The organism is Nonomuraea sp. B208 (genome assembly GCF_057536035.1).
In genome coordinates this window covers 70,025-84,311 of the sequence record NZ_BAAJOU010000009.1, presented here as the reverse complement: position 1 = coordinate 84,311, position 14,287 = coordinate 70,025, and the positions used below count along the sequence as shown (strand labels likewise).

Here is a 14,287-nt window from a genome sequence, read left to right as displayed (position 1 = left end):
TACGCCTCCCTTAACCCTGAACCGCGGCGGCCATGACCGCCTCGTCGACGTTCCTGCCTTCGATGCGGGCGGCCTCGGCGGCGGCCAGCACCCGCTTGTAGTCGGTCGGCATGATCTTGCCGAACCTGCCGAGCGCCGCCTCCCAGTCGGCCAGCAGCTCCTTGGCCACCGGTGAGCCGGTCTCCGCGAAGTGCTTCTCGACGACCTCCTTGAGGAACTCTGCGTCCGCCGCAGACAGCTCCTCGACCGCGACCATCTCGCGGTTGACCCGCTCCTGCTTGAGGTCCAGCAGGTAGGCGATGCCGCCCGACATGCCGGCCGCGAAGTTGCGCCCGGTCGGGCCGAGCACGACGGCCCGGCCGCCGGTCATGTACTCGCAGCCGTGGTCGCCCACGCCCTCGACGACGGCCGTGGCGCCGGAGTTGCGCACGCAGAACCGCTCGCCGACGACGCCGCGGATGAACACCTCGCCGGACGTGGCCCCGTAGAGCGCGACGTTGCCGGCGATGATGTCGCCGTCCAGCGGTGCCTCCTCGTGCGGCCGGAGGGTGATCCGGCCGCCGGACAGGCCCTTGCCGAGGTAGTCGTTGGCGTCGCCGGTCAGCCTCAGCGTGATCCCGCGCGGCACGAAGGCGCCGAAGGAGTTGCCCGCCGAGCCGGTGAAGCCGATGTCGATCGTGTTGTCGGGCAGGCCCTGGCCGCCGTAGCGCTTGGTGACCTGGTAGCCGAGCATGGTGCCGACCGTGCGGTTGACGTTGCGGATGGGCAGCTCCAGCGTGACCGGGGTGCCGTGCTCCAGCGCGCCCTCGGCGAGCTGGATCAGGGTGTTGTCCAGCGCGTGCGCCAGCCCGTGGTCCTGGCCGGTGACCCGGCGCAGCGGCGTGCCCGCGGGCAGCTCCGGCCGGTGCAGGATCGGCGACAGGTCCAGGCCGCTCGCCTTCCAGTGCTCCTCGGCGGCCGTGGTGTCGAGCAGCTCGACGTGCCCGATCGCCTCGTCCAGCGAGCGGAAGCCCAGCTCGGCCAGGTATTCGCGGATCTCCTCGGCGATGAACTCGAAGAAGTTGACCACGAACTCCGGCTTGCCGGTGAAGCGCTTGCGCAGCTCGGGGTTCTGCGTGGCGACGCCCACGGGGCAGGTGTCGAGGTGGCAGACCCGCATCATGACGCAGCCGCTGACCACGAGGGGCGCGGTGGCGAAGCCGTACTCCTCGGCGCCGAGCAGCGCGGCGATGACGACGTCGCGGCCGGTCTTGAGCTGGCCGTCGACCTGGACCACGATGCGGTCGCGCAGGTCGTTGAGCAGCAGCGTCTGCTGGGTCTCGGCGAGGCCGAGCTCCCACGGCGCGCCGGCGTGCTTCAGCGACGTCAGCGGCGACGCGCCGGTGCCGCCGTCGTGGCCGGAGATGAGCACCACGTCGGCGTGCGCCTTGGACACGCCCGCGGCCACCGTGCCGACGCCGACCTCGGCCACCAGCTTCACGTGGACCCGCGCCTCCGGGTTGGAGTTCTTCAGGTCGTGGATGAGCTGGGCGAGGTCCTCGATGGAGTAGATGTCGTGGTGCGGCGGCGGCGAGATGAGGCCGACGCCGGGCGTGGAGTGCCGGGTCTTGGCGATCCACGGGTAGACCTTGTGGCCGGGGAGCTGGCCGCCCTCGCCGGGCTTGGCGCCCTGGGCCATCTTGATCTGCAGGTCGTCGGCGTTGACCAGGTATTCGCTGGTGACGCCGAAGCGGCCGGAGGCCACCTGCTTGATCGCCGAGCGGCGGGCCGGGTCGTAGAGCCGCTCGGGGTCCTCGCCGCCCTCGCCGGTGTTGGACTTGCCGCCCAGCTGGTTCATGGCGATGGCGAGGGTCTCGTGCGCCTCCATGGAGATGGAGCCGTACGACATCGCGCCGGTGGAGAAGCGCTTGACGATCTCCGAGACCGGCTCGACCTCCTCGATCGGGATCGGCCGGCCCTTGCGCAGCTTGAACAGGCCGCGCAGCGTCATCAGCCGCTCGGCCTGGGAGTCCACGAGGTTCGTGTACTCCTTGAAGATCTCGTAGCGGCGCGTCCTGGTGGCGTGCTGCAGCTTGAAGACCGTCTCGGGGTTGAACAGGTGGGGCTCGCCCTCGCGCCGCCACTGGTACTCGCCGCCGACCTGGAGCCTGCGGTGGGCGTTCTCGGCCCGCGGGTAGGCGTGGCGGTGCCGCTGCGCGACCTCCTCGGCCAGCACGTCGAAGCCGACGCCGCCGAGGCGCGAGGTGGTGCCGGTGAAGCAGGAGTCGATGACCTCCTGGCTCAGGCCGAGCGCCTCGAAGATCTGCGCGCCGGTGTAGGAGGCCACCGTGGACACGCCCATCTTGGACATGACCTTGATGACGCCCTTGCCGTAGGCCTTGATGAGGTTGCGTACGGCCTTGCGCTTGTCGAGCGGCAGGACGCCGGTGTCGACGAGGTCCTCGACGGTCTCGATCGCGAGGTAGGGGTTGATCGCGCCGGCGCCGTAGCCGATGAGCAGCGCCATGTGGTGGCACTCGCGGGCCTCGCCGGTCTCCACGACCAGGCCGATCTTGGTGCGGGTCTTCTCCTGGATCAGGTGGTGGTGCACCGCGCCGGTCAGCAGCAGCGACGGGATCGGGGCGAGGGTGTCGGACGAGCCGCGGTCGGTCAGCACGAGGATGCGCGCGCCGTCGGCGATCGCCTGGGACGCCTCGGCCCGGATCTCCTCCAGGCGGCGCAGCAGGGCCTGCCCGCCGCCGGCGACCTCGTACAGGCCGCTGATGACGCGCGGCTGGAAGCCGGGCAGGTCGTGCTCGTCGTTGATGTGGATGATCTTGGCGAGCTCGTCGTTGTCGATCACCGGGTACGGCAGCACGAGCTGCCGGCACGAGGCAGGGCCCGGGTCGAGCAGGTTGCCCTCGGGGCCGATGGTGCTGGCCAGCGAGGTGACCAGCTCCTCGCGGATGGCGTCCAGCGGCGGGTTGGTGACCTGGGCGAACAGCTGCGTGAAGTAGTCGAACAGCAGCCGCGGCTTCTCGCTCAGGACCGCCACCGGCGTGTCGGTGCCCATGGAGCCGATCGGCTCCTGGCCCGCCTTCGCCATCGGCGCGAGGATGATGCGCAGCTCCTCCTCGGTGTAGCCGAAGGTCTGCTGCCGCTTGACCAGCGCCTCGTGGGTGATGGTCTCGCGCTCGCGGGACGGCAGCTCCTCGAAGCGGACCAGGCCGGCGTGCAGCCAGTCGGCGTAGGGGAGCTCGGCGGCCAGCTCGGCCTTGATCTCGTCGTCCTCGATGATCTTGCCGCGGGCGGTGTCGATGAGGAACATCCGGCCGGGCTGCAGGCGGCCCTTGCGTACGACGTCCTCGGGCCTGATGTCGAGCACGCCGGCCTCGGAGGCCAGCACGACCAGGCCGTCCGCGGTCACCCAGAAGCGGCCGGGGCGCAGGCCGTTGCGGTCGAGCACGGCGCCGGCGAGGGTGCCGTCGGTGAAGGTGATCGAGGCGGGGCCGTCCCAGGCCTCCATCATCGAGGAGTGGAACTCGTAGAAGGCCCGGCGGGCCGGGTCCATCTCCGTGTGGTTCTCCCACGCCTCCGGGATCATCATGAGGACCGCGTGCGGCAGGCTGCGCCCGCCGAGGTGGAGCAGCTCCAGCGCCTCGTCGAAGCTCGCGGTGTCGCTGCCGTCGGGGTCGCAGATCGGGAAAAGGCGGGAGATGTCGCCCGGGATGTGCGGGGAGGCCAGCATCGCCTCGCGGGCGCGCATCCAGTTGCGGTTGCCCTTGACCGTGTTGATCTCGCCGTTGTGCGCGACGTAGCGGTAGGGGTGGGCGAGCGGCCAGCTCGGGAACGTGTTGGTGGAGAAACGCGAGTGCACCAGGGCGATCGCGCTCTCGTAGCGCTCGTCGGACAGGTCGGGGAAGAACGGCTCGACCTGGTCGGGGGTGAGCATCCCCTTGTAGACGATCGTGCGCGCCGACAGCGAGGGGAAGTAGACGTCCGCCTCGTGCTCGGCCCGCTTGCGCAGGCAGAACGCCAGCCGGTCCAGCTCCAGCCCCTCGCGGCCCTCGGGGCTCGCGACGAACAGCTGGGCGAAGTGCGGCATGACCGCGCGGGCGCTCGGGCCGGGGAGCGTGCGCTCGACCGGCGTCTCACGCCAGCCGAGGACGGTCAGGCCCTCCTCCCCCGCGATCTCCTCGATCAGCCGTACGGCGACGCCGCGGGCCTCCTCGTCGGCCGGCAGGAAGGCCATGCCGGCGGCGTACGCGCCGGCGGCGGGCAGGGCGAACGGCACCACGGCCCGGAAGAACGCATCGGGGATCTGCGTGAGGATGCCGGCGCCGTCGCCGGTGTCGGGCTCGCTACCCTTGGCTCCCCGATGGTCGAGATTGCACAGTGCCGTCAGAGCCTTGACCACGATCCCGTGTCCCCGGCGTCCCGCGACGTCGGCGACCATGGCGACACCGCAGGCGTCGTGCTCGTTGGCGGGGTGGTAGAGGCCCTGGGGCTCGGGGAATCCGAGGTGGGCAGCAGGCATGTAGTCCCTCCCGTCGTCATCGCTGTCTGGAACTTCATTCACAGGCGGGGACGACGTTGGCCCTGCTGCATATCGTGCGTAGAGGTTACCGCACCATGTCGGAATGGTGCCCGCCGCGTCCGCATTGCGAACATTCGGGCATTCCTCACATCCGAACTCATCATCCCAAAGTTCGGGCATGTGGCGCAAAATTCCCGATCATGGGTGGTTTTTGCGGAACAAGAAGCGATATCCGCCTCCCTCAGCCCCCGCGCCGGGGCGCGCCCCTCCGGCCCCTCCTGTGTCTTCGGTCCCGTTGCTGCACCAGACCGGACGGGGGCGGGCCCTCGATAGGGTTGGCCCATGCGGGAGGACGGGGTGCGCAGCGACAGGGGCGACGAGCGGGACGGGGTCGAGCGCTTGCTCGACGCGGCGGGCGCCGACAGCCGGCGCCTCCGGCACGCCTTGGCACTGCTCTGCGACGGCCAGTGGTGGACGCTCGCCGACCTGGTCAGGGCCACCGCCACGTCCCGCCGCACGATCGAGGCCCTGCTGCGCGAGCTCCCTCTCGAACGGCGGCAGGGCGCCGACGCCTTCCGCGTGCCGCTCACCCACACCCCCGTCTACCAGGACCTCCTCGCCGTCGCGCCGCCTCCCGAGGACCCCGTGGGCCACCTCGTCCCCCACTACGCGAGCGTCCTCGACCGGCTGGCCCGCCTCGTCGCGGACGCCCCGCGCGCCCGCCACACGCTGGACCACGTCTCGGCCACGCCGGAGACGGCGCTGCGGCGCGCGCTGCTGCTCGGGGCCCGGTTCTGGCTGCCGGGCGCCCGTCTGCTGTGCGTCGGCGACCACGACCTCACCTCGCTGGCGGTCAAGCTGGTCCATCCCGAGACCGACGTCACGGTCGTGGACGTGGACGAGCGCATCCTGGCCTACATCGACGCCCAGGACCTCGGGGTCCGCACCCGCTGGGCCGACCTGCGGCTCGGCCTGCCCGCCTCCGCGCACGGGCACGACCTGGCGTTCACCGATCCGCCGTACACACCGGAGGGCATCGGCCTGTTCGCGGCCCGCGCCGTGGAGGGGCTGAAGGACGACGGCCGGGTGCTGGTGGCGTACGGGGCGAGCGAGCGCACGCCGATGCTGGCGTACAAGGTGCAGCAGGCGCTGGCGGAGCTCAACCTCGCCTACGAGGCGATCTATCCCGACTTCAACCGCTATTTCGGTGCGGAGGCTATCGGCTCGGCCGCCGATCTCTACCTCCTGCGCCCCACCACCAAGACCCGCCCGGCCGTGGCCTCCCGGCTGAGCCGCCTCACCACCGCCATCTACACCCAGGGCCCGCAGTCCGTCGAGTCCGCGCCCGGGGAGGCGGCTCCGGTCGCCGTCGCCACGGGTTTCGAGCCCGACCTCCTCGTCGGCGACTGGCCCAAGGGCCTGCCGCAGCCCCGGGTCAAGCTGTCCACGTGGCTCGCCAAGCCGTACGCGGCGGCGGCCGAGCGGGTCGCGATCGCCGTACCGCCCGGCCTGGAGGCCGCCCTGCCCCGGCTGCTGCTGGCCACCCGCGCCCCGCGCGTCCACGTCACCGGCGCCGGCCTGCCGCCGCTCCCCGCCGTGCTGGCCACCGTCTACGAGGTCCGGCCCGGCCCCGGCGGCCTCGACGCCGTACGCCTGCCGCAGCCGGACGGCGACGTCCCCGCGGTGCTGCGCCGCATCCTGGACAACGGCCACGCCAAGCTGGCCAACACCTGGCGCGAGGCGCTCATCGCGCTCGCCCGCGCCCAGGGCTCGGCCCTCACCAAGAACGATGCCCGCGCCCTGATCCGCGAGGCCGCCCCCTGGTCGGACGACCTCACCCCGCTGGACGCCCCGCTCCACCGCCTGGAGTCCCTGCCCGCCGCGATCGCCACCACGGTCACGGCGCTCACCACGACCACGTCCTGACGCGGTCCGGCGGCTCAGGTGGCGGCTCAGGTGGCGGCGACGATCCTGCCCTGCACCACCCGCCCGAGCCCGTCCAGCGCGACCAGCGCCGCCACCAGCTCCTGCTCGTACGCGGTGCCGCCGGCCCAGCTCACCGTCACGTAGTGGCCCATCGCACGGGCCTGCGCCCGGCTGGTCGCCGGGTCGAACGGCACGCCCTGACGTACGAACCCGTCCTTGCCCAGCGCCGCCACCAGCGCGTCGGCCGCCCCGCTGTCGCTCATGTTGAAGATGACGAACTGACCTGCCATCGTGCCGCCCCTGTAGGTGGCCCGCAGAGCCTGCGCGCACCCGGCGGGGGACACGCCCCACAGGACCTCGTCGCAGTCGGTGAACTCCGCCGTGGTCTCGCGCCGCATGGCGCCGACCGTCTCGGTCTCGGCGGTGAAGACCTCCTGCGCGGTGAGCGGGGCGGCGTCCTTGCCGCGGTTGTCGATGGCGGCGTAGAAGGCGGAGGTGGACTCGCCGTGGAACGCGGCCGGCCGAGGGTCGTCGCCACGCAGCCACCACCACGCGGCGGCGGCGACGACCAGCACACTGACGGCCACGGCGGAGATCACCACACGACCTGACATCAGCCTTCTGCTCCCCCGCTCACGACAGCGGCGGCCTGCCGCGCGCTCGTCACGACTTCGGCCCCGTGATCGCGACGACCCGGCGGTAGACGGCCTTCTCCGCGCCGCGCAGGCCCAGCGTGAGCGAGACGTAGTCGTCCTTGACGCCGGGCTCGGCGCCGTCGACCCGGCCGAGCCACACCAGGCCGACGTAATGACCGAGAGCGTAGCCACCGGCCTCGGAGTAACCGCCCGCCGGGAAGGAGCCCTTGGGCGAGGGCAGCGGGCGCGCCCAGCCGCCCCTGTAGAGGGTCTCCAGCGCGTCCACCAGCTCGGCGGCGGCCTGGCCGTCCTTGAGGTTGAGCAGGGTGTACTGGCCGACGTAGCGGCCGTCGGAGCTGAGGTAGAGGCCGCGGGCGGCCTGGGTGCAGCCGGCGTCGGAGACCCGTTCGGTGAGTCCCTGGCCCCACACCGCCGCCGAGCAGTCGGAGTCGAGCCGCTTGGCCACGAGCTTCAGCCGCAGTTTCCTGTCGACCGAGAGCTCGCTCTGCCCGAACACCTCCTTCTCCGTCAGCGCCTTGGCGTCCTTGGTCCGGTCGGCCAGCGGGTCGAACAGTTTGGGCGACTTCCAGCCCCGGAACACCAGCGGCAGCGTGGTGTCGGGCCCCAGCAGGGCCGCGCTGGGCTCGCGGTCGGGCGTGTACCTGCCGAGCGAGGTGGCGAAGATCACCACGCCCGCCAGTGCGGCCACCAAGCCGATGACCGATGCGACGATGACGATCGTCTTCTGCTGCTTGGGGCGCAGGCCCATGCCGGTGAGCACGGGGAACTGCCAGTCGGACGGCGGAGTACGCCGCCGCTTCCGCGACCCGCCGCCCGCCGCCTCCCGGCCGTCGTCGTCCTGCTCCGCCGTCGCGTCGGCCCCGCGACCGCCGGTGGCCGCGTCCGCGCCGAAGCCGCCACGACCACCGCCCCCAGCACCCGCAGCGAGGCTCCCGCGGCCGCCGGCCCCGGCAGCCGCGGCGAAGCCGCCGCTCCCCGGGCCCCGCGCGAAGCCGCCGGCTGCTGCGTCTCGCTCTTGGCCCGCATCGAGGCCGCCTCCCGGGCCCTGGCCCGCATCGAAGCCACGCGCCGCCCCGCGGCCCGCGTCGCGACCACGGGCCGGCCCCTGGCCTGCGTCGAAACCGCCAGCCGAGCCCTGCCCCGCATCCGAACCATGCGCTGGGGTCTGCCCCTCCGAGCCACGTGCCGCTCCCCGGCCCGCGTCGCGGCCACGTGCCGGACCCTGGCCCGCATCCGTGTCGCGTGCCGGGCCCTTGGCCCTCCTGGAGCGGCGTGACGGCCCCTGGGCAGGTCCGGAGCCGCCCAGGGGCGGTCCGTCGTTCAGGTCGAAGCCCTCGGCGGCCATGACGTCCGAGCTGTAGGCCTCCGACACGACTCGGTCCTTCGCGAAGAAGTCGCGTCCGTCCCGGCCGTCTCCTCCGCCGAAGGAGTCCTCTTCGGGCTTGTCCTTTCCGAACAGGCCCTTACGGCGCCTGCCACGGCCGGCGTCCGCCGCCGGCACGTCCGCTGCGGGATCCGTGCCCCGGCTCCCTGCGTGGTGGCCGCCACGCGCGCTGCCGGGGGCGTCGGCATCCGCCGCACCCGGGCCCGTGACCACCGCCCAGCCGCCGTCGGAGGCGCCGGCCAGCGCCCGGTGTCCGCCACCGCCGGAGCCGGAGCCGGTGGCGCCGCGACGGCCGCCACCGTCCGGCGGAGCAGGCGTCCAGTTGCTCACGCCCTCCGCAGGGGTGGACGCCCAGGGGCTCCCGCCCTCCGCGGGGCCCGGCGCCCGGCTGCCCCCACCCGGCCCAGGAGCCGGCGTCCACGCGCTCCCGCCCTCCGCAGAGGCCGGTGTCCAGGCGCCTCTGCTCTCCGGGGAGGTGGACGTCCAAGCGTTCTCGCCGGTCGGTGGGGAGAACGGCCAGTTGCCGGTGCCGCCTGACGACGCCCGGTGGCCGCCGGTGTCCGGTCCGGCGGACGGGTGAGGCGGGGCGCCGGTGGCGCGGCGGCCATCGGACGCGCGGCCGTGCCGGGAGCGTCCGCTCCGGCCGCCTGGATCTTCTCGCCGGCCGTCGTCGTACGAGGCCGGAGCAGGCGCACCGCCGTATCCGTATCCGGGGGTGGCGGGGTGGGCGCCGCTCGCCGGGCCTTCCGCGTACGGACCCTGGCCGGGGTGGCCGCCGCTCACCGGGCCCGATTCCGGCCATGAGGGGCCGGAGTAGGCGGGATCCTGGTCCTGGCCGGGCTGGTCGTTCTTGCCGCGGGAGCCCGCTCTTCTGCGGGCCATCACAGCCCCGCCGCCCCGACCAGGTTGCCCACCCCGAAGGTGACCGCGGCCGCCACCGCGCCCACCACGAGCTGCCTCAGTCCTGAGTACCACCAGCTTCGCGCCGTCACGGCCGACACGATAGCGCCCGCCGCGAACAGCGCCGCACACGAGAGCGCCGCCGAGATCACCAGCTCCTCGGCTCCCAGCACGTACGGCAACAGCGGCAACAACGCCCCCACCCCGAACGACAGGAACGACGAGATGGCGGCGACCAGCGGAGACGGCAGGTTCCCCGGCGCGACCCCGAGCTCGTTGACCGTGTGCACTTCCAGGGCGCGCTCGGGGTTGCGGGAGATCTGCCTGGCCACCTCGGCGGCGAGCGCGGGGTCCACGCCCTTGTCGACGAAGGTCTGGGCGAGCTCGGCCTGCTCGTCCTCGGGGTGGTGGCGCAGCTCGCGGCGTTCGACGGCTATCTCGGCCTGGGCCAGCTCCCGCTGGCTGGCCACCGAGACGTACTCGCCGCCGGCCATCGACAGCGCTCCCGCGGCCAGGCCGGCGACGCCGCTGAGGGCGATGACCCGGGTGTCGGCGGTGCCGCCCGCGACACCCGCGATGAGCGCGAAGTTGGACACCAGCCCGTCCATCGCGCCGAACACCGAGGGCCGCAGCCAGCCGCCCGTGACGTCGCGATGCCGGTGGTGGATCTCCGCGCCTTCGGTCATCGCGTGTTCGTTTCCTTCCCGGCGCGGCTGCCGGGCTCCTTCTCCGCCTCCTCGGCGCCCTCGCGCGAGTCGGCGGTGACGGCGCCGACGGCGGCGTCACCGGAGCCGGAGCCGATCGCGGAGCCGGTGTCCCGGTCGTCGCCGGGCGCCCCCGACCCGCCGTCCACGGCGGGCACGTCGGAGGCGAGGGTGTCAGAGGCAGGCGCGCCGGAGGCGGACCCACCGGCAGTGGACACGTCGGAGGCGGGCGCGTCAGACGCAGACGCACCAGACGCAGACGCACCAGAGGCGGACGCGCCGGAAGTGGACGTGTCCGAGGCGAGGGTGTCGTCGGTGGAGCCCGGATCGCTCTGGTCGGCCCCGTGCTCCGGGTCGGCGTCGGCGGACGGCGAGACGACGACCTCCACGCCCTCCTTGTTCCGCGTCGCCCAGAAGTAGATGAGCGCCCCGACGAACAGCACGATCGACGTCCACTGGTTGATGCGCAGCCCGAGGAACGTCACCGCGTGGTCGACCCCGCCGACCGGGTCGATGCGCAGCCCCTCGATCCAGAAGCGGGCGAAGGTGTAGCCGGCCACATAGAGGGCGAACAGCCGCCCGTACCGCAAGTTCAGGCGGCGGCCCACGAGGAGGAGCGCGAAGCCGAGCAGGATGTCCCAGATCGACTCGTACAGGAAGGTCGGGTGGTAGAGGACGCCGGGCTCGCCGCCATGGTCGACGTCGATCTCCAGGCCCCACGGCAGCGTCGTCGGCGAGCCGTACAGCTCCTGGTTGAACCAGTTGCCCCAGCGGCCGATGCCCTGGGCGAACGCGATGCCGGGGGCGATCGTGTCGGCCAGGGCGGTCATGGACAGGCCGCGCCGGCGCGCCGCCAGCCAGACGCCGACGCCGCCGAGCGCGATCGCACCCCAGATGCCGAGGCCGCCCTCCCAGATGAACAGCGCCTTGTAGGCGGGCTTGATCGCGCGGCTGCCGAAGTAGGTCTGCCAGTCCGTGATGACGTGGTAGAGCCGGCCGCCGATCAGCCCGAAGATGACCGCGGGGACCGCGATGTCAATGATCGTCCCCTTCTGGCCACCGCGGGCGCGCCAGCGCCGCTCGCTCAGCCAGACGGCGACGATGACGCCGAGCACGATGCACAGCGCATAGGCCCGGATCGGGATGATTCCGAGATACCAGACCCCCTGGGAAGGGCTGGGAATCGAGGCAAGGGGCATGTCAGGTGAGGGTAGCGGACGTGAGCCTACTTGGCGGCCTTCGTGACCGCGTCCCGTAGCTCCGAAGGGCTGAAGACGACCGCGTTGTCCACTTCTGTGCCGTTAAGTTTCAGCGTCGGCGTGTGGGTCAGCTTCTGCTCGTTCATGATCTTCTCGCTGTACGACAGCTGCGCCTGCGCGTGCTTGCCCGAGTTGACGCACTGCTCGAAGTCGGGCGCGGTCACCCCGGCCTCCTTGCCCCACTCGATGAGCTGGCTGTTGGTGAAGCCCTCCGCGGTCTCGGACGGCTGGTTCTGGAAGAGCAGGTTGTGGAAGGACAGCCACTGCTTGCCGTCGGCGACGCACCTGGCGGCGTTGCCCGCGCGCAGGGAGTTGGAGCGGGTGGGCTCCTGGGAGAAGATCGTGATGGGGTGGTAGACGACCTTGACCTTGCCCTCGGCGGCGAGGTTCTTGATCGTCTGGCCGCTGACCCGCTCGGCCTCCTTGCAGGCCGGGCACTGGAAGTCCTCGTAGACGTCGAGCACGGGCTTCTCGACGCCGCTCTTCGCCATGACCACGGTGCCGTCGGACTGCACGGTGATCGGCGCGAGGTCGCCGGCGGCCTCCTCGGGCTGGGACTTGCTGACGCCGTACCAGATGCCGGCCCCGAGCGCGGCCACGGCGGCGAGCCCGGCCGCGGTGTAGGTGATCGCCCGCCTGCGCCGCTCCTGGGCGCGCGCGGCGGCCTGCTGCTCCTTGATCTTCTCGCGTGCGCCGCGTGTCATGGTCGTCCTCTCGCCCTTGCCCATCACAGGTCCTCCAAGTCGTCGTCAGCACTGTCGCCCCCGAGCCCGAGGGCGCCGTCGAGCGCGAAGCGGCCCGGCGGGAAGCGGACCGTCCAGACGCCGAGCAGCGCCAGTCCGAAATCACGCAGGATGTCGATCAGGTAGGCCGGCTCCTGGCCGGCCCCGAGCTGCCCGCCGCCGCCGAAACAGCCGCAGTCGATCCGCAGGCCGTTCGCCCACGCCCAGCCGATGCCGAACACGAACGCCAGCATGAGCAGCGCCGCGATCACGGCGGCCACTCTGGTCAGCAGACCGACGACCAGCAGCACGCCGACGACGATCTCCACGATCGGCAGGGCGTAGCCCACCCCGACGGCGACCGACTCGGGCAGCAACTGGTAAGCCTTGACCGCCAGGACCGAGTCGGACGGGTTGCCGATCTTGAGCGCACCCGCCGCGATCAGCACTCCGCCCAGCACCAGCCGGGCGACTGTCGTCACCCAGGGTATCGGCAACCTGGCCGAAGGTGACGATAGTGACGCGTCCACAGGCCATCTCCTTCTTCTCCGTGCCGGGACTGCGCACAGTACCGGGACTCCATCGGACCACGCCCGGAATAAGCATCAGCTAAGCGGCGTGTCCCCCACTCCGACCTGCGATGTTTGCCGGTTTTACCGGAAGAGAGTAAGAATTACTCATGCGAGTAAAAGCGCTGGCCGTCCTCGGAGTCGACGTCGCGCTGCCCACGGGGGTCTACTACGGCCTGCGCCACGGCGCCGGCCTCGACGAGCACCTGGCCCTGGTGCTCAGCTCGCTCGTCCCTGGCGTGAGCGTCGCCGTGAGCCTGGCGCGGGGGCGCAGGCCCGACCGGCTGGCGCTGTTCATGACCGCGATGATCCTGGCCGGCGCCGCGGTCTCGGCGCTCGTCCACGACCCGCGCTTCCTGCTGGCCAAGGACGGCTGGTTCATGGGCGCGGCGGGGCTGTGGTTCCTGTCGAGCGCGCGCTGGGACCGGCCGCTCGCGTTCACGTTCACCCGGTTCCTGTTGGAGGGGCGGGTCGGGCCGGCGGGCGAGTCCTGGGACGTGCTGTGGGAGCGGCTGCCCGCCTTCCGCCGGATCTGGCGGGTGGTGACCGTGATGTACGGGGTGGGCCTGCTGGCGGACGCCGCGGTGCGGGTGGTGATGGCCTGCACCCTGCCCATGGACGTGGTGCCCGCGCTGGGCACCGCGCAGTACGTCGTGTGGCTCCTGCTCATGCAGGTCGCCATCAACGTCTATCTGGTGCCCACGGGGCTCTACAACCGGTACGCGCCGCTGTACGCGCCCCTCCGGGAGCCCGCCACCGCGACCGGGTGAGGCGGGAACAACACGACAGCGCGGCCCCCGTACGAGGGGACCGCGCTGTCCACGCGGAACGTCAGCGGCGCACGCCGCTCGCCATGTCGCGGGCCAGGGCCGCGCAGGACTCGCGCCCCGCGGCCTCGTCAGGCGCGTCGAGCAGCCGCCGGATGAACGCCGAGCCCACGATCACGCCGTCGGCGTAGGAGGCGACCTCGGCCGCCTGCGCGCCGGTGCCGACGCCGAGCCCGACGCACACCGGCAGCGTGGTGTGCTCCCGCGTCCGCTTGACCAGGCCCTCGGCGGCGACGTTGACGGTCTCGCGGGCGCCGGTGACGCCCATGAGCGAGGCGGCGTAGACGAAGCCGGTGCAGCAGTCGACGACCGCCTTGATGCGCTCCTCGGTCGAGCTGGGCGCGACCAGGAACACGGTGTCGATGCCGGCGGCGGCCGAGGCGGCCCGCCACGGCTCGGACTCCTCGGGCGTCAGGTCGGGCGTGATCGTGCCCACCCCGCCCGCGGCGGCGAGGTCGCGGGCGAAGCGCTCGGCGCCGTAGCGGTCGATCGGGTTCCAGTAGGTCATGACGAGCGTGGCCGCGCCGGTCGCGGCCACCCCCTCGACGGTGCGCAGCACGTCGGCGATGCGAGTGCCGTTGGTCAGCGACCGGTGCACCGCGTCCTGGATGGTCGGCCCGTCCATGAGCGGGTCGGAATAGGGCAGGCCGATCTCGATGACGTCGCAGCCGGCCTCCACCAGGGCCGCGGCGGCGGCGATGGCGCCGTCTTTGGACGGGAAGCCCGCGGGCAGGTAGCCGACGAGCGCGGCCCTGTTGTCCGCCTTCGCCTTGGCGAACACCGTCTGTAGAGTCGTCATGTCTGTCCGTTTCGAAGGTCGAGTC

Annotated in this window: 10 protein-coding genes; 2 read left to right on the top strand and 8 right to left on the bottom strand. The window is 72.3% G+C overall.

The window, feature by feature from the left end:
• Positions 1 to 10: 10 nt before the first annotated feature.
• The gene (gltB, locus tag AC27IY_RS04545) at positions 11 to 4,516 is read right to left on the bottom strand and encodes a glutamate synthase large subunit (protein WP_487177198.1); all 4,506 of its coding nucleotides are present in this window, start codon (positions 4,514 to 4,516) and stop codon (positions 11 to 13) included.
• A 342-nt stretch (positions 4,517 to 4,858) separates the two neighbouring features.
• On the opposite strand from gltB, the gene AC27IY_RS04540 reads away from it, so the two are divergent.
• The gene (locus tag AC27IY_RS04540; RefSeq protein WP_487177197.1) at positions 4,859 to 6,442 is read left to right on the top strand and encodes a bis-aminopropyl spermidine synthase family protein; all 1,584 of its coding nucleotides are present in this window, start codon (positions 4,859 to 4,861) and stop codon (positions 6,440 to 6,442) included.
• 26 nt (positions 6,443 to 6,468) lie between these two features.
• Here the strand turns inward: AC27IY_RS04540 and AC27IY_RS04535 are convergent, their stop codons facing one another.
• From AC27IY_RS04535 to AC27IY_RS04510, 6 genes are all read right to left on the bottom strand, one after another.
• On the bottom strand, positions 6,469 to 7,056 hold the full coding sequence (locus AC27IY_RS04535) for a hypothetical protein (protein ID WP_344214987.1): 588 nt from the start codon (positions 7,054 to 7,056) through the stop codon (positions 6,469 to 6,471).
• Between the two features lie 49 nt (positions 7,057 to 7,105).
• Positions 7,106 to 8,812, bottom strand: coding sequence for a hypothetical protein (locus AC27IY_RS04530; protein ID WP_487177196.1), 1,707 nt, complete (start codon positions 8,810 to 8,812; stop codon positions 7,106 to 7,108).
• 551 nt (positions 8,813 to 9,363) lie between these two features.
• Complete coding sequence (locus tag AC27IY_RS04525) at positions 9,364 to 10,068, bottom strand: VIT1/CCC1 transporter family protein (protein ID WP_423452703.1); 705 nt, start codon at positions 10,066 to 10,068, stop codon at positions 9,364 to 9,366.
• A complete protein-coding gene (gene lgt, locus AC27IY_RS04520) occupies positions 10,065 to 11,285 on the bottom strand; it encodes a prolipoprotein diacylglyceryl transferase (protein ID WP_487177195.1) in 1,221 nt (406 codons plus the stop codon). The genes AC27IY_RS04525 and lgt overlap by 4 nt, the downstream gene beginning before the upstream one ends.
• Before the next feature lie 26 nt (positions 11,286 to 11,311).
• Positions 11,312 to 12,049, bottom strand: a complete 738-nt coding sequence (locus AC27IY_RS04515; RefSeq protein WP_487177194.1) for a DsbA family protein — start codon at positions 12,047 to 12,049, stop codon at positions 11,312 to 11,314.
• 23 nt (positions 12,050 to 12,072) lie between these two features.
• Positions 12,073 to 12,549 (bottom strand): MauE/DoxX family redox-associated membrane protein, encoded by a 477-nt coding sequence (locus AC27IY_RS04510; RefSeq protein ID WP_364445453.1) that lies wholly within the window; start codon positions 12,547 to 12,549, stop codon positions 12,073 to 12,075.
• A 197-nt stretch (positions 12,550 to 12,746) separates the two neighbouring features.
• On the opposite strand from AC27IY_RS04510, the gene AC27IY_RS04505 reads away from it, so the two are divergent.
• Positions 12,747 to 13,406, top strand: coding sequence for a VC0807 family protein (locus AC27IY_RS04505; RefSeq protein WP_487177193.1), 660 nt, complete (start codon positions 12,747 to 12,749; stop codon positions 13,404 to 13,406).
• Positions 13,407 to 13,467: 61 nt separating this feature from the next.
• On the opposite strand, the gene trpA is transcribed toward AC27IY_RS04505, so the two are convergent.
• Positions 13,468 to 14,262, bottom strand: a complete 795-nt coding sequence (trpA, locus tag AC27IY_RS04500; protein WP_364445455.1) for a tryptophan synthase subunit alpha — start codon at positions 14,260 to 14,262, stop codon at positions 13,468 to 13,470.
• Positions 14,263 to 14,287 lie beyond the last annotated feature (25 nt).